Annotated in this window: 13 protein-coding genes; 5 read left to right on the top strand and 8 right to left on the bottom strand. The window is 62.2% G+C overall.

What is annotated here, in order from left to right:
• The first annotated feature begins 65 nt into the window (after positions 1-65).
• Positions 66-1,088, top strand: a complete 1,023-nt coding sequence (locus BSP239C_RS14390) for a DnaJ C-terminal domain-containing protein (RefSeq protein WP_101574046.1) — start codon at positions 66-68, stop codon at positions 1,086-1,088.
• Positions 1,089-1,102: 14 nt separating this feature from the next.
• On the top strand, positions 1,103-1,540 hold the full coding sequence (locus BSP239C_RS14385) for a heat shock protein transcriptional repressor HspR (RefSeq protein ID WP_101574043.1): 438 nt from the start codon (positions 1,103-1,105) through the stop codon (positions 1,538-1,540).
• Positions 1,541-1,665: 125 nt separating this feature from the next.
• On the opposite strand, the gene BSP239C_RS14380 is transcribed toward BSP239C_RS14385, so the two are convergent.
• The 3 genes from BSP239C_RS14380 to BSP239C_RS14370 all read right to left on the bottom strand — a co-directional run bounded on the left by BSP239C_RS14380 (position 1,666) and on the right by BSP239C_RS14370 (position 6,563).
• Positions 1,666-3,009, bottom strand: coding sequence for an LPXTG cell wall anchor domain-containing protein (locus tag BSP239C_RS14380; RefSeq protein ID WP_101574041.1), 1,344 nt, complete (start codon positions 3,007-3,009; stop codon positions 1,666-1,668).
• A 244-nt stretch (positions 3,010-3,253) separates the two neighbouring features.
• Entirely contained in the window at positions 3,254-5,173 is a 1,920-nt protein-coding gene (locus tag BSP239C_RS14375; RefSeq protein WP_101574039.1) for a hypothetical protein, read from the bottom strand.
• A gap of 274 nt (positions 5,174-5,447) precedes the next feature.
• Entirely contained in the window at positions 5,448-6,563 is a 1,116-nt protein-coding gene (locus BSP239C_RS14370; RefSeq protein WP_257930227.1) for a diacylglycerol kinase family protein, read from the bottom strand.
• A 96-nt stretch (positions 6,564-6,659) separates the two neighbouring features.
• Between BSP239C_RS14370 and serS the strand changes: the two genes are divergently transcribed.
• Entirely contained in the window at positions 6,660-7,940 is a 1,281-nt protein-coding gene (gene serS / locus BSP239C_RS14365; protein ID WP_101574037.1) for a serine--tRNA ligase, read from the top strand.
• Positions 7,941-7,968: 28 nt separating this feature from the next.
• A complete protein-coding gene (locus tag BSP239C_RS14360; RefSeq protein WP_101574035.1) occupies positions 7,969-8,817 on the top strand; it encodes an HAD family hydrolase in 849 nt (282 codons plus the stop codon).
• 87 nt (positions 8,818-8,904) lie between these two features.
• On the opposite strand, the gene BSP239C_RS14355 is transcribed toward BSP239C_RS14360, so the two are convergent.
• From BSP239C_RS14355 to ilvA, 5 genes are all read right to left on the bottom strand, one after another.
• Positions 8,905-9,738 (bottom strand): HAD family hydrolase, encoded by an 834-nt coding sequence (locus BSP239C_RS14355; protein ID WP_257930226.1) that lies wholly within the window; start codon positions 9,736-9,738, stop codon positions 8,905-8,907.
• Positions 9,735-10,253 carry a hypothetical protein gene (locus BSP239C_RS14350; RefSeq protein WP_101574033.1) on the bottom strand — a complete coding sequence of 173 codons (519 nt, stop codon included), beginning with the start codon at positions 10,251-10,253 and terminating at the stop codon, positions 9,735-9,737. The genes BSP239C_RS14355 and BSP239C_RS14350 overlap by 4 nt, the downstream gene beginning before the upstream one ends.
• The gene (locus BSP239C_RS14345; protein ID WP_308298070.1) at positions 10,250-10,870 is read right to left on the bottom strand and encodes a proteasome activator; all 621 of its coding nucleotides are present in this window, start codon (positions 10,868-10,870) and stop codon (positions 10,250-10,252) included. Before BSP239C_RS14345 ends, BSP239C_RS14350 begins: the two co-directional genes overlap by 4 nt.
• Before the next feature lie 61 nt (positions 10,871-10,931).
• Complete coding sequence (locus tag BSP239C_RS14340; RefSeq protein WP_101574032.1) at positions 10,932-11,978, bottom strand: NAD(P)H-quinone oxidoreductase; 1,047 nt, start codon at positions 11,976-11,978, stop codon at positions 10,932-10,934.
• Positions 11,979-12,025: 47 nt separating this feature from the next.
• Positions 12,026-13,312: a threonine ammonia-lyase IlvA gene (ilvA, locus tag BSP239C_RS14335; protein ID WP_101574108.1), complete on the bottom strand. Its 1,287-nt coding sequence runs from the start codon at positions 13,310-13,312 to the stop codon at positions 12,026-12,028.
• 230 nt (positions 13,313-13,542) lie between these two features.
• On the opposite strand from ilvA, the gene BSP239C_RS14330 reads away from it, so the two are divergent.
• Positions 13,543-15,849 carry a maltokinase N-terminal cap-like domain-containing protein gene (locus BSP239C_RS14330; protein WP_101574030.1) on the top strand — a complete coding sequence of 769 codons (2,307 nt, stop codon included), beginning with the start codon at positions 13,543-13,545 and terminating at the stop codon, positions 15,847-15,849.
• The last annotated feature ends 87 nt before the right edge of the window (positions 15,850-15,936 follow it).

Genomic DNA, 15,936 nt, shown 5'->3' with positions numbered 1-15,936 from the left:
GGGGCTGCGGATTGTGAGGAGACAATTGAATACACTGATGAAGAAGACACGGAAGGAGGTGCCAGGTGAATACCGGTCCTCAGAATGATTGGTTCGAGAAGGACTTCTACAAGACCCTCGGCGTCTCCAAAGATGCTTCCGACGCAGAGATCAAGAAGGCCTACCGTAAGCTGGCACGCAAGTATCACCCGGATGCCAATCCCGGTGATTCCAAGGCTGAAGACAAGTTCAAAGAGCTCGGCCAGGCGCATCAGGTGCTCTCTGACAAGGAATCTCGAGAACAGTACGATCAGGTCCGCGCCATGGGCGGCGGAGCCAGGTTCACCGGTTCCGGAGGACCTGGAGGCGGCGCCGGCGGTGGATTCGACGACGTATTCTCCGACCTCTTCGGCGGCGGAGGCGGACGGACACGGACCCGCTCGCCCTACGGCGGAGGCGGGGGAGACGTACCCCCTGACCTCGCTGACCTGCTCAATGGATTCGGCGGAGGCGGCTACGGCGGCGGTGGTTTCGGCGGCGGATATTCGCCACCGGTCAAGGGCGGCGACATCAAGTCCAGCACCACCCTGTCCTTCACGGAGGCCATCAACGGCGCTTCGGTGAAGCTGAACATGCCGGGCGGAAAGCCGCTGACCGTGCGCACGCCCATCGGCGTCAAGGACGGGCAGAAGATCCGTTTGGCAGGCAAGGGCAAGACCAGTCCCAATGGCGGTGAGGCCGGCGACGTGATCCTCACGATCAAGGTCAAGCCCCACCCCGTGTTCACCCGCGATGGTGACAACCTGCGGATGGACCTGCCGGTGAGCTTCGACGAGGCTGCCCTGGGTGCCGAGGTCAAGGTCCCGACGCTCGATGGACTGCCGGTGACGATGAAGATCGCCCCGGGCACACCATCGGGACGGACCATGCGTCTGCGCGGCAAGGGCGTGAAGTCGAAGAAGGGCACCGGCGACCTGCTGGTGACCGCAGAGATCGTCGTCCCGCAGAACCTGTCGAAGGACGCCAAAGCAGCTGTCGAATCGTTCAAGGCCGCGACCGAGGACGAGGATCCACGGGGCGGACTGCTCGACAAAGCCAAGGCCAGTTGAGGTGGTGAAGCACGATGCACATATCGACCAGTGCAGCGGTGTACGTCATTTCGGTGGCGGCGGACCTGGCAGGAATGCACCCGCAGACGCTGCGACAGTATGACCGTCTAGGTCTCGTCATCCCAGAACGTACCGCCGGCAGAGGCCGGCGGTACTCGGGGCGAGACATTGCCAAACTCCGGCTGATCCAGCAGCTCTCGCAGGACGAGGGCGTGAACCTGGTGGGGATCAAGAAGATCATTGATCTGCAGAACCAGGTGGATCAGCTCAAGAGCCGCAACGAGGAACTTGAGAAGGAAGTGCGGTCTCGCATGTCAGCGAAGGAACGTGAGGCGCGAGTCTTCGCTGCCGGCTCTGCCGGTGAGGTTGTCTCGATCTCGCGCGGCAGACGTCCGCAAGGGCGACCCGAGCCGGGCGCTATGGTTCTCTACAACAGGTTCCGGCGCCGGTGAGCTGACTGCTTGCCGCGCTCAACCCGGAACTGGTTGCGATGAAGGGGGCGAATCCAATTGGATTCGCCCCCTTCATCATGCCCGGATGCTGTCTCCGGTGCCATTGTTGGGATCAGCTGATGGGATCAGAGCTCCGAAGGATCCTGAGGTCCCTTCTTGCGACGCACCGTCAGAGCAACTGCGACTCCACCGACGAGGAGGAGGCCGGCTCCACCGACGAGCCCGGTGAGTTCGGTACCGGTGCGAGGCAGATCGCCGCCGCCGTGTCCGTCGCTGTTTCCGTTGTCGTTTCCGTCGTTGCCGCCGGTGTTGGCATCTTCGCCGACCGTGAAGGCTCCGGTCATCTCGTCCTCGCCGCAGGTGACGGTGATGTCATAGTCGCCGAGGTAGGCCGACGGGTCATTGGCAGAGGTGCCGTAGACGTTGACGGATGCCTTGCCCTCATCATCGGCCTTGACAGTGTTGTCGTAGGCGGCGACGTCGGAGTTGCCCTTGGGAGAGACCACGTAGTGGACGTCGCTGCCTGGTTCGCAGTTCTCAACGGCCAGGGTGACGCCCTTGTTCTCTACGACGAAGTCAGCGGCTTCGATGGTTTCAGGCGAAACTTTCAGGGTGGCTTCGGCCGCTGGGATGGTTGGCTTGGGCTCTTTGGTCTCGTCTTCGGTGACTGTGAACTTCGCGGCGTTCGAGGCTTCTTCGCTCTCAGCGTCGAATGCGGTGACCGAGTAGTCTCCGGGCTCGAGGCCGCCTTCGGGCGCCTTCACCGTTGTGCTGAACTTGCCGTCTTCGTCTGCCTTGACCTCGTCCTCGTAGAACGGAGACTGGGTGGCTTCACCGGAGACGCTGACTGCGCTGTCGGGAGTGAAGCCCTCGCCGGTGACCTTGAGGCCGTCTTTCTTGAAGTCGCTCTCGCTGATCTTCTTGTCGGAGATCGAGACCTTGGGGTCGACGGCGGGTGCTTCTGGTTTTTCGTCGTCGGCGGTGACTTCGAATTCAGCCGGAATTTCCTGCTTCTCTTCGCCGCGTATAACGGTCACGGTGAAATTGAGCATCTGAGGATCGATGGCGGAGGGATCACCGGTCTTGTTGTAGATGGTGTACTCGACGGTGTCGCCTTCTGCGGTCTGCGGTTCCTTACCTTCGAAGGACACGTTGTCGGTGACGGTGTCGCCAGCTTCGAGACCCGAGACCGTGACTTTGACGCCCTTGGCCTTGTCAGCGAGGTCGGTCTGGGTGATCTTCTCCGGTGACACCGAGACGGATGCTTCGAGCGCGGCCTGGTCCTCGGCGCCGTCTTTAGCGTCCTTGGCAGGGTCGGTTTCATCTTCCTGGCTCTCGTTCTGGCTGACCACGAAGTTGGTCTGTCCGAAAGCGTCGGCGGTGGGGGCTGTGGGTGCAGCCATTACGGGGGATGCGGCGAGGCCGGTGATGGCCAGGGCCACTGCGGGGGCGAGTGCCAGCTTCTTCATAGAGTCCTTCGTTCTTACAGCTTAGAATGATCTCCTACGCAGGTAACGATAATGAAATAGTTACAACGAGCATAGTTGTGTTCGTTTTGTTCACACGTGTTGTTCAGCATAGCTACATGCGTTGTTGATTGATTATGACGGTGAGCTTGTCGGAAATGGGTGTGGCCCCGACCGGAGCCGGAGCCACACCCATTCAAGCGCTCGCATAATCAGTCTCGTCGAGTGATTACTTTGGAGTCTCTCATCAGAAGTCGGTGGGCAACTGTCCGACCTTCTTGCGTCGACCGGTCATAGCAATTGCTGCTCCACCGATGAGGAGGAGCATCGCTCCTGAAGCAAGACCGCCGAGGTCTGCACCGGTGCGTGGCAGCTGGCTTCCATCGCTGCCGTTGCCGTCATCATCGCTGCCGCCACTGCCGCCACCATTGGCCCCGGCCGTGACGGTGAACGACTCCTTCATCGTGTCGTCGCCGCAGGTTGCGCGGGCTGTGTAGGCGCCGACGTAGGCCGAAACATTGTCGGAGGTGCCGAAGACACTGACCGAAGCCTTGCCCTCGTCATCTGCCTTGACCGTGTTCTCGTATGCGGTGACCTGGATGCCCTTTGGTTTAACCGCGAAGTGCACATCCGCACCTGGTTCGCAGTCCTCGACGGCCAGGGTGACACCCTTCTTGTCGTTGGCGAAGTCTGCGGCCTCAAGCGTCTTCGGTGTGACCGTGAAGGACGCTTCTGCGGGAGCCTCGGGAGTGTCCTTATTATTGCCCTTGTCTCCGTCGTCGCCGTCTTCTTTGTCTTCGGCGACAACATTGATGTTGCCTTTAAGGGTTTTCGACTCGGTGCCTTCGCGGTCGATGGTGACCGTGAACGGAACCTTGCCTTCTTCGAGGTTCTTCGGGTTGCCTTCGTACCAGAGGTGGAGTTTGTAGTCGCCATCGGAGTCGGCTGTCTCGGTGTCTCCAGTTAGTGAATCCCTGACCTTGTCGCCCTTCTTGACGCCCGAGACGGTGACGGTGACGCCCTTGTCTTTGTTAGCGAGATCCGCTGCCGTGATCTTCTTTGGATCGACCTTCAGCGAGGCGTCGATGGGATCGACTGCATCGTCCTCGGTGACGGTGACTTCGACGGGAGCCGACTCCTCGCTGGTCTTGTCGTCGATAAAGGTGAGCGAGTACTTGCCCGCCTCGATCGATTCAGGTGCGGTCACAACGCCGCTGACATTTCCATCTTCGTCGGCAGTGGGCTTTTTGGCCTGAGCAGCGGCGCGCTGCGTCGAAACAGCTTGGCCGGTGACGCTGACGGTGCCGTTAGGGCTGAATCCCTCGCCTGTGAACTTGAGTCCGTCCTTCTTGAAGTCCTCTACCGAGATCTTATTGGTCGAGAGCGAGACCTTCGGGTCTGCTTCGACAGCCTGGATTTCTAAGGACTCGGTGAGGTTCTGCGTGGTAGATTCGCCGGACTCGCTGGCCCTTGTGAGCTTGATCGAGAGAGCTATTGCACCCTCATCGATCTGCTTAGCAGCTTTCTCGGTCTGCAAAGTCACGGTTGCAGATTGACCTGTTGCTGTCGTGGACTCGGCGGAGAGATCGCTGCCCTTCACCTCCACCCTGTCGCCCTTTTTCAGATTGGTGACGGTGACATCGAGGCCCTCATCGGCGAGGTCTTCGGCGGCAATTGATGAAGCGACACTCACAGAAGCATTGATCTCTTCGACGTCGTCCTTGGCGTCGGAGTCGTCCTTCTTGGAGTCTTTCGATTCCTTGGAATCGTCATCCTTGGGTGCAGGCTTCTTCGAATCCTTGGCGTCGTCGCCGGACTTCTTACCTGCCTTGTCGTTAGCCTTCTTCTTGTCGGCTGCTTTCTTGGCTGCGTCTTTCGCATCAGCAGCCTTCTTATCGGCTGCGTCCTTCTTGTCCTGCTCAGCCTTTTCCTTGGCAGCTTTTTCCTTAGCTGCCTTCTCGGCTGCACCCTTGTCCTCGGCGGCCTTTTTCTGCTCAGCCTCCTCGGCGAGCTTCTCGGCCTTCTCGGCTTTTTCCTTCTTGATCTGCTCGGCTTCAGCCTTGGCAGATGCAGACTGGGTGGTGGGAGTCTCGGCGGCGGCGACTGGGGCGGCCACCAGACCTGTGAACGCGAGGGCCACGGCCGGCGCGAGAATGAGCTTCTTCATTGGAGTGCCTTCAATCTTGAGAGTGTGAGGGGCTGCACATCTGATAGCCATCCTAGATACAGAGAATCCCCCAAACTACTTATGTACGTTTAGTTCAGGGTGAATAGCGGTAACACTTTGGTGAACGAAGTGACCCCGTCGAGACGCTCTCGTGATGTGACCAGTCAGTAGCTATGACCGTAGGGTGACAGTCAGCCGTACTCACAGCGCGGCCAGAGCCGCAGCGTTGCCAGAACCTCAGCGCTGAACCTCAGCGCTGCCAGCGGTCGCTCTCTCAGACCGGCCAGGCCTCGGCCCGGATCTGTTTGCGCTGCTCCACAGTGGGCACGCGCACGGTCAGCGCTGCGGGCATGACCTCCATTGCCAGATACCCCGACTGGCCGATCGGATCCCCGTCCAGCTGCACATCGAGTTCCTCACCGGATTCGATGACGACCTTCTGGCACTTGCGAATGTTCGTGTGCAGACCCTTCGACGTCTGTCGGCCCAGGACAGAGGCGAGAACGCCTACCCACTGGCCCAGGTTCTTCGGGCTGACGATGAGGACATCGAGCATACCGTCGTCGATGACGGCCTGTGGCAGCAGCTGAATGCCGCCTTGCAGCTTCCCGCAGTTGCCGCCGAGCACCGACCGCACGCGTGCCGAAATCCGATAGTCGTCATCGAAGGTCACCTTCACGTGACTGGGGCGGCCGGCGAGCTTGCGCGATCCAGCCTCGACATAGGCCAGCCAGCCGAGGCGGGATTTCAGGTCGGAATTGGTATCGGCCATGACGGCCGCATCGAATCCCAATCCGGTCATGACGGTGAATACGTGAGTGTCCGCATCCTCGGCGGTCTTGGCGGTTCCGACGTCGATCCTCCGATTGCGGCCCCACAGCGCAATGCGCAGCGCCCACTCGGTTTTGTCGAGCACGATCTCGAGGTTTCGTGAGAGCAGATTTCCCGTTCCCAGCGGAATGATCCCCATCGGTGTCTCTGACCCGGCCAGCGCCGAGGCGACGGCTCGGACAGTACCGTCACCGCCGGCAGCAATGACGACGTCGACCCCCTCGTCGAGTGCGCGGGAGGCGGCGCCTTCGCCGGAATCCTCGATGGTGGTCTCGATGACCAAAGGCGGGTTCCAGCCTTCGAAGCGACAGATCGCCTCGGCGGTCGAGGACAGTCTGCTGACATCGGTCTTCGTCGGATTCACGACGATAGCGGCCCGGTAGCGACCGGGGTGCTCGCCTTCGAGCGCTTCGGGATCGGAGCCACGGGCGTACTGCCGAACACGGTTCAGGGCACGACGAGTCCCCGTCCGGTGGCCGACGATGAACGCGGTCAGCAGCACCACGACGATGCCGGCGATAACGAACCACGTCATCATGGGGTCCAAAGCAACGGTCATGTCTCAAATTTACCGTGCCGAACTTGGGTGCGAGCTGCCACCCACCGGAGAAGGGCCCGAATGTCGAAAAGACTCCAGGGCCGTTAAGCTGAGAGGGTGATCGATCTAGCGCTCCTCAGAGAAAACCCGGACCTGTTCAAGGCATCGCAGGAGGCCCGCGGCTCGTCCGTCGACCTCGTAGACGAAGTCCTGGCCGCGGATTCCGCACGCCGTTCTGCCATCACCGCGTACGAGGACGCACGCGCCGATCAGAAGTCCTTCTCCTCCCAGATCGCGAAGGCGCCTAAAGAGGACAAGCCCGCACTCATCGCAGAGGGCAAGGAAAAATCAGCCAAGGTCAAGTCGCTGCAGTCCGAGTCCGAAGAAGCGAACTTCGCATTCGAGAAGCTCGCTGGCAAGCTCTCGAACCTCATCATCGAAGGGATCCCCTCCGGCGGCGAAGAGAACTTCGTGACCCTGAAGACCGTGGGCGAACCCCGCGACTTCAGCACCGACGGCTTCGAACCGGCCGACCACCTCGAAATCGGTGAGACGCTCAAAGCTATCGACACCGCACGCGGCACCAAGGTCGCAGGTTCACGCTTCCACTACCTCACCGGGTTCGGCGCCAAGCTGGAGATGGCGCTGCTCAACCTGGCCCGCGATGTGGCAGAAGAAGCCGGGTTCATCCCGACCATCACACCTACGCTGGTCAAGCCCGAGGTCATGCGCGGCACCGGTTTCCTCGGCGAGCACGCCGATGAGATCTACCGACTCGAAGCCGATGACCTGTTCCTCGTCGGCACCTCCGAGGTGCCCCTGGCGGGACTCCACATGGACGAGATCATCGACCTGTCCGATGGCCCACTGCGCTACGCCGGAATCTCCTCCTGCTACCGCCGTGAGGCAGGTTCCTACGGCAAGGACACCCGCGGAATCATCCGCGTCCACCAGTTCCAGAAAGTGGAGATGTTCGCCTACGTCGAGGTCGAGGACGCCGAGGCTGAGCACGAGCGCATGCTCTCCCTGCAGGAGAAGATGCTGGGCCTGTGCGAACTGCCCTACCGCGTCATCGACACGGCAGCCGGAGACCTCGGTGACTCTGCAGCCCGCAAGTTCGACTGCGAAGCCTGGGTGCCGACACAGGGCACCTACCGTGAGCTGACCTCGACCTCGAACTGCACGACCTTCCAGGCGCGCCGCCTGCAGGTCCGCGAACGCTACGACGGTGCCACCCGCCCCGTCGCCACACTCAACGGAACCATGGCCAACACCCGCTGGCTCGTCCCGATCCTGGAGAACCACCAGCAGGCAGACGGTTCGGTCACGGTTCCCGCGGCGCTGCGCCCCTACCTCGGCGGCATGACCGCCCAGGGGCCAGAGGGTCCGCGTTACTGAAGTCCCGATCCTCAAGCTTGGAGAGAAATTGCCCGAACACCTCATCGCGCTCGACATCGACGGCACCATCGTCAACTACGACGGTGCACTGTCCGAACCTGTCCGCCAGGTCCTGACCCAGCTCGCCGAAGCTGGTCATCACCTCGTCATCTCCACCGGGCGGGCACTGCCCGGAGCGCTTGAGGTCGTGCACGCACTCGGCCTCAAAGATGGTTTCGTCGTGTGCTCGAACGGGTCAGTCGTCGTCAAGCTCGACCCGGCTTCGCCGTTGGGTTGGGAGATGCACCATGTCGTGTCCTTCGACCCGAAGGATGCGCTGGAGAAGATGCACGATGCGCTGCCGAGCGCACTGTTCCTCGTCGAAGACCCAGACCTGCACCGCTGGGCCTCAGGACCGTTCCCTTCGGGTGAGCTCGCGGAATCGGACACACTCGACATCGTCGACTTCGAACAGCTCCTCAACAAGCGGGCCACCCGCATCGTGATGCGTGAGGTCAACGGCACTGCGGAGGAGTTCGCCGAGGCTGTCGATCGTCTCGGACTTCACGAAGTCAGCTATTCGGTGGGCTGGAGTAACTGGCTCGACATCGCCCCGGACGGAGTTTCGAAGGCCAGCGGCCTCGAACTCGTCGAATCCGAACTCGGCATCGACCACGAGCTGAGCATCGGTGCCGGTGACGGACTCAACGACATCGAAATGATCGAATGGGTCCACCACGGGATCGTCATGGGCCAGTCGAAGGACGTGCTCAAGCAGCACGCCTCGGTCGTGACGAAGTCCATCGACGACGATGGTCTGGCCGTGGCCCTCGTCGACTACTTCGACCTCGACCCGGCGGTTCTCGAACTCAGCGGCTCCCGCGACACCCGCGGCTGAGGACAGCTCAGACAACTCATCCGCTAAACCTCCCCGACGTCACTAATTGCGCCTGGCGCCGGGCGGTAATAGTGACGTCGGGGAGGTTTAGCGTTGGTGTGCGTCGAGTACAGCGCCCAGATAACGTGCGACACCATCCTCATCGACGGCGGCGGTGACGGTGGCTGCGCAGTCCTTCACCGACTGCAGGGCGTTGCCCATGGCCACACCATGCCCGGCCCAGGTCAGCATCTCGATGTCGTTGGGCATGTCCCCGAACGCCATCACCTGTTCTCGAGCCACGCCGAGGCCGTTGCACAGTGCCTCGAGCGTCTTCGCCTTCGTCACACCGGCCGGAGCCAGTTCGACGAGTCCGTTGACGGGATCGGAGAACGAGGCATGGCAGTTGGCGGCGATGAGGGGATCGAGCAGATCGTGAAGGGCCTCCGAATCCTCAGAGCCGATGCTGACGAGGATCTTCACAACGTCCCGTGTGGCCAGCTCGGACAGGTCTTCCATCACGTGGGCCTGGCGGGGGTTGCGTGAGATGAAGTTCTTGTCGACGAGTCCGCCGGTGAGGGTCTCGAACGCGAAGTGCGCTTCCGGATGGGAGGCGGTGATTGCGGAGACGATCTCCTCGGTTTCGGAGAAGTCGATGGTGTGCGCCGAGACCACACTCGCCGAGGCGATGTCATAGACGACTGCTCCGTTGAGGCAGATGACACGGCCGAGATCGGGGATCTGAGAGGCGATCGCCTCGAGCCACCTGATCGGTCTGCCGGTGACGAGCACGAAGGGGATGTCCATGTTCTGGCAGCGATGGATCGCATCGATAGTGGCCGTGGAGATGGGCCTCCAATCAAGTAGGAGCGTGCCGTCGATGTCGCTGGCGACCAGACCGAGGTCGAAATTCTCCGGGGGTGTCATCATCGCCTTCGTCATGATTCTTGACCACCTTCAGTGGCGGCCTGGGCGCGTTCGAGCAGCTGCGCGGCCTCGGAGATGAACCGCTCGGTCGCCTTTGCGCTGGGGCCGATCGGCCTGTCGGCGATGATCTCGGTGCGGGCCATCGATGCTGCGAGCACCGCCTCGGCGACCTTCGATGAGGCCTTGGTCAGCAGTTCCGGAGTGTCTCCGACTGCATTGCGGGTGTGGCCGGGAACGACCTGCCCGGAGACCGGATGATTGGTGTGGAGCCATGCGGTGACCTCGTCGACGATCGGCACCAGATCATTGAGGCGCCGTGTCCCATCGATGATCGTGTTCGCGTCGGCAGAGGGATCCTGGCCGTCGGCGGGAAGCTTATGGATGGCCACCGAGGTGGTGTAGTAGCGGTCGACGGCACGGATGAATCTGTCACGGTTGTGCCGCCACAGTCCAGTGCCGAACTGCTGGTCAGGGCCCTTACGCGAGGAGGAGCCACCTGGCTTTCGCAGACCGGAGAAGATGTTCTTCACAGGTAGTTGCCTGGGCGAGGGTCGTCGGAATCGTCCTGTGTCTGGTCGTTCGCAGCTGCGTTCGGTGCAGTGCCAGGTGGCACCATTCCAGGTGGCAGCTGCCCGTGTCCGGCGAGTCCCTGCTGCGCCATGGCCTGCTGCGCTACGATCGCGGCCTGAATGCCGTGGAAGAGTCCCTCCAGCCAGCCGACCAGCTGGGCCTGAGCGATGCGCAGCTCGGAATTCGTCGGCGGTCCTTCACTGGCGTCGAACGGCAGATCGAGGCGTTCGAGTTCGTCGATGAGATCCTTCGACAGGCCATCCTCGAGCTCGTCGATCGACCGGCGGTGGATCTTCGCCAGACGTTCGCGACCCTTTTCATCGAGGTCGGTGCTGCGGACCTCTTCGAGGAGCTGCTTGACCATAGTCCCGATCCGCATCACCTTCGCAGGGGAGGACACATCGGCCTGAGCCGAGGACTCCTCAACCGACTCACCGGCAGAACCTGGCGACTGAGCAACAGGACTCACCGACTGGTCGGGGGAATCCCCCTGCTGTCCAGACGACGCCTGGGTCTGACCAGACGACGCCTCTGCCTGATCAGGTGGGTTCTCGGACTGACCGGGATTGCTGGACATGATCGAACACCTTCCTCCTGCGCTGAACCTCAGACTGGCCGGGTCTCAGCCTCAATGAATCTCAGACGTGCTGCGCTGACTTCGTGGCCGACGCTGACTTCGTTGACGGCGCTGACTCGTCAGCAATGAGCAGCACCTTCCCGATGCTCGTGCCCTCTTCCAACGCGGTATGTGCCTTGGGTGCCTCGGACAACGGCATCGTCTCATGGATGATCGGGCGGATGTCACCGGAGATCACGGCCGGCCATAACCGTGCGGCCACCTCGGTGACGATCTCGATCTTCTGCTCCTTGGGGCGGGCTCGCAGCGTCGTTCCCGCGACCGATTTGCGCGGCTGCATGAGCGAGGCGATACTCAGTTCGGCCTTCGCGCCGCCCTGCATGCCGATGATGACGAGGCGCCCGTCGGTGCCCAGAGCCTTGATGTTGGACTTCAGGTATTTCGCGCCGATGATGTCGAGGATGACGTCGGCGCCGGTGGAGCCGTCGGGGCGCACGCAGATCTCGTGGACGCGTTCGACGAAGTCCTCGTCGCGGTAGTTGATGACGGCATCGGCGCCGAGGTTGCGGCAGAATTCCGCCTTGCGTTCGGACCCGACCGTGACAGCGATCTTCACACCCAGATGCTTGGCGATCTGGATCGCGGCCGTGCCGATTCCCGAACCGCCGCCGTGGACGAGGAGCCATTCGCCGGCCTGGATGTTCGCGTTGCCGACGATATTGGAATGGACCGTGGACAGGACCTCTGGCAGTCCCGCCGCCTCGGTGAGGTCGAGGCTGTCCGGTACGGGAAGGAGCTGACCTGCAGGGACGGGGACAGATTCGGCGTATCCTCCACCGGAGAGCAGGGCCGCGACTCGGTCGCCGACCTTCCAGCCGGTGACCTCAGAGCCGAGTTCAGCGATCGTTCCCGAGACCTCGAGACCGGGGATCAGTGTGGCACCGGCGGGTGGGTCGTAGAAGCCTTGGCGCTGCAGCAGGTCGGCGCGGTTGACACCGGCCGCATGCACGGTGATCAGGACTTCGTCGGCCGCGATGTCCGGGGTCGGCTCCTCGGTGATCTGGAGGACGTCGGGGCCGCCTGGTTCAGAAATCGTGATTGCTCGCATGATTCCACTCTAGTGGTTCAGCCCGATTTCGGCCGAGGCATCTGGGATCAGGCGAAGAGGCGGAACATCGGTGAGTTCTGGTGGACTCGTTCGATCTCGATCTGGGAGGCGTCCATGCGTTCGAGCAGGTTCGGCAGATCCTCGGCGTAACCGAGTTCGATGCCGACGAAGGCAGGTCCGGTCTCACGGTCGGAGCGTTTGACGTACTCGAACATCGCGATGTCATCGTCGGGGCCGAGGATCTCGTTGAGGAAGCGACGCAGAGCGCCGGGCTCCTGTGGGAAGTCGACGATGAAGTAGTGCTTGAGGCCCTCGTGGACGAGCGAGCGTTCGAGAATCTCCGGATATCGGGAGATGTCATTGTTTCCGCCGGAGACCAGGCACACGACGGTCGATCCCGGTTCGATGGCGATCGGCTTGCTCGTGCCCGGTGCCCCGATGGCCGCCGAGGCGATGGCTCCGGAAGGTTCGGCGATGATGCCGTCGACCTGGTACATGTCGAGCATCTCTGTGGCCACGGCACCTTCGGCAACCGGGCGGACATCGACGTTGAGGTCGGAGACGATGTCGTAGGTCAGAGCGCCGGCGCGTTTGACCGCGGTGCCGTCGGCGAAGGGGTCGATGTTCTCCAAGGTGACTGGTCGGCCGGCCTTGAGCGCTGCGATCATCGAGGCCGCACCGGCCGGTTCGGCACCGATGACGGTGGTATTGGGGAGGTGCTCGGCCGCATAGGCCGCGATTCCAGAGATCACTCCGCCACCACCGACGGGCACGATGATGTAGTCGGGGGCGACCTCGAGCTGGTTGGCGACCTCCACCGCGACCGTGCCCTGGCCGGCGATGGTGCGCAGGTCATCGAAGGCGGAGACAAGGAGGGCGTCATTGCGCTCGGCGTGCCGGTGGGCCAGAGCTGATGCGTCGTCATAGGTGGAACCGGAGATTTCGATCGTGACCCATTCGCCACCGAAATGGCGGACGCGTTCGACCTTCTGCCTCGGCGTGGTCTTGGGGACGAAGATGGTGCCCTGGATGCCCAGCTCCTTGCAGGCACGGGCGAAGCCCTGGGCATGGTTGCCCGCCGAGGCGCACACGACTCCGCGGGCGCGCTCGGTCTCGTCGAGCTGAAGCATGAAGTTGAAGGCGCCGCGGATCTTGTACGAGCGCACCATCTGCAGGTCCTCGCGCTTGAGGTAGACGGTGGAGCCGGTCGCGGCGGACAGCCGCTCCGAAATCTGCAGGGGAGACATGATCACAGAGTCGGCAATTCGCGCCGCGGCCGCTTCGACCTCGTGCGCGAGTGTTTGCTGCTGGGGTGATACGTCATTTTTCAACACCACTCCATTGTGCTCCTTCTGTCTTGCTCTTTTGCAAGTCGTTCCGGGATAAGGACACTCTGCTGGCCGCACACCAGCACGCGGGCGCTGAATGAGCGGGCGCTGAATGAAAGGTGTGCTGCCGGTATGGAATGTGGGGCTGAGTTGATGATTTCGGGTGCGCCCTGAACAGTGCAAAGGCCGTAACATGATTGGATGGAAGATGCCCGTAATTCCTTCAAGGAGGCGACATGGCCATCAGCAGTGAGCTGGAGCAACTGTTAGCCAGCTGGATACCTCGGCAGTCGTGGTTTCCCAAGCTCGCCGCAGACTTCGGAACCGACCCCGATATCACCCCGATGTCGGTGGCTCGCGCCTTCGTATACAAGGCCGAGGAGCTCGGTGGTTTCGCCGGTCTCGTGACCGTGATCTCTGTCGGTGACGGCCCGACCCTGCGTCGGCTCAACATCCCGCTCTCACTGCGCGGCGTCGAAGACATCCACCTGCGAAAGTCGCTGATCGGTCAGATCGATGACCTGGCACTGGGCCACGTCTACGTCTATGACGGTGCGGCAGATCCCGTGTTCGTCAATCTCATGGCCGACGCGATCACGAAGCGCAAGGTCTTCGACGGCGGCCAGCTGAGCACAGAATCACTGCGCCACAGCCAGGAGAAGGCTGTCTCACGGGACAAGCAGTCTTCCCCGGAAGCGTCGTCTCAGGCACCGTCTTCTCGGGCGCCAGCAGGCTTCAATGATTCTCCCTCCGAGGTGGTCCCGCCGAAGCCATCGAAGGCTGCGTTGGTTGCGGATTCCCGTGAAGAGCTCAACATCGACGTCCGCCCGATCGAGGTCTCTGACGCTGGTGCCCACAAAACGACGGTCATCATCCACGACGAGTACGAGCCGATGGAGCTCAGCTTCTTCCGTGTGCTGGAGAACGGGATGCCGTCATCGCTGACGATCCCTGTTCTGCTCACCGAGGCGGGCTCCCGCAGTGTTCCCGAGGTGATCGGCTGGGGCTCTGGCCGGTGGTACGACATGTTCGAAGTCACCGAGATGGAAGCCCCGATGGCGTTGCTATCTCATGTCGACGTCGATGCCGAACCTGCCTGGCGCGAAGCCGTTGACATCGTGTGCGCTGTTGATTCGGGATCAATCGGTGCCTATAACGCACAGGCCGCGGAGATGGGCCGCCGCATCGGCGAACTCCACTCCGACATGGCCGCCGAATTCGGCATCGTCGAAGGTCGCGGAGAACCGACGAAACTCCTGGCCAAGAAGTGGATCGAGCGCATCGATTGGGCCCTGGGCCGTGCTCCGCTGGCCCTGGATTCCCTGGTGCCCGAGCTGCGGGCCCACCGTGCGAAGCTGCAGTCATTGGACACGATCGGTGTGCTGCAGAAGATCCATGGCGAGCTGACACTTGATCACGTGGTGAGTTCAGGAACCGACGGCTATTCGGTCGTGAAGTTCACGGACTCGACGAACTCGGATCCGAAACCGGTGGCACTCGACCTCGTGGCTCTGCTGCGCAGCGTCGATTACGCGGCCGGCTTCGCCCGTCTGCAGCGGACCGGCGAACTTGATTCGGAGGACGGCGGACTCGTCGTCAACGGCTTCGGCAGTGACGCCTCCGCTTTGCGGACCATCTACGATTCCCCGGAGTTCCTCTGGGCCTCGCAAGTGCAGAACTCGCTGCTCAGCGGGTATTCCCGTGCCCGAGGCGAAAGCCTGGGCCTGGGCGACCCCGTCCTGCGCGCGGCTCTCATCGACAGGCTGCTCGTCGAGGTCGTCACCGAACTGCGCAATCGTCCCAACTGGCTTTCGGTTCCGCTGTCGACTCTGGCTCTCGTGCTCAAGGGCAAGCCGGCTCGTTCCGGTGATGCCCCCGCCGAGGCGGAACTCGGCGTTCCTGAAACCGCCGCAGCAGCCTCGGGCACCGTGGGTGCTGCGGATGCGGTGGATTCTCTAGGCGAGACGGACGCTTCTGCTGAAACGGGTACTTCTGCCGACGCTGAGGTGTCGACGGATGCTTCGTCTGCCGCTGTGGATGCTGACGCGGACGAATCGGAGAAGCCCGATCTCGTAGTCGAAGCCGACGAAGCTCTGGTTGACGCAGACGCTGACGCAAGCACCGCCGTTGACGCGGACACTGCTGTTGACGCAAGCTCCAATATCGACAGTGACGCCGAGACAACAGAATCGGCTGAGCCTCAGCCGCGACCCACCATCCAGCGGGAGCCGGTGGTGCCCTCGAGCGGTGCTGCCAGGCAGAGCCGGATTCGCCGCCCGAGCCCCGCCGAGCAGTCCGAGACCGTCGATGAGGAGTTTGAGGACGAAGAGGACGAGTTCGTCGTCTCGCCCGTGCCCGCTACCTTCGCTGCGCGCGGTGCTGCCTCAGAGGATTCGGATTCGACCGGTCGGCACGTCGTGAACGAGGGAAAGCACGAGAAGCCACGGGCAGAGGATTCCGAGAACGCGCAGGTTGAAGGGCCCGAAGGATCACAGACTCAGACTGAGGATTCTGAGTCGGATCGTGGCTCAGGGAAGCACTGACTTCAGTCCATCAGGAAACGATTAGCAGAAGACAATCGGTTTGTGAGAAACTATTGTGGCTCAGCCTCGCGCTGAGCAGGCCGTGGT

Source organism: Brevibacterium sp. 239c, assembly GCF_900169365.1.
Taxonomy (GTDB): Bacteria; Actinomycetota; Actinomycetes; order Actinomycetales; family Brevibacteriaceae; genus Brevibacterium.
The sequence above is the reverse complement of the archived record's forward strand: the minus strand, read 5'-3'. Positions and strand labels throughout refer to the sequence as shown.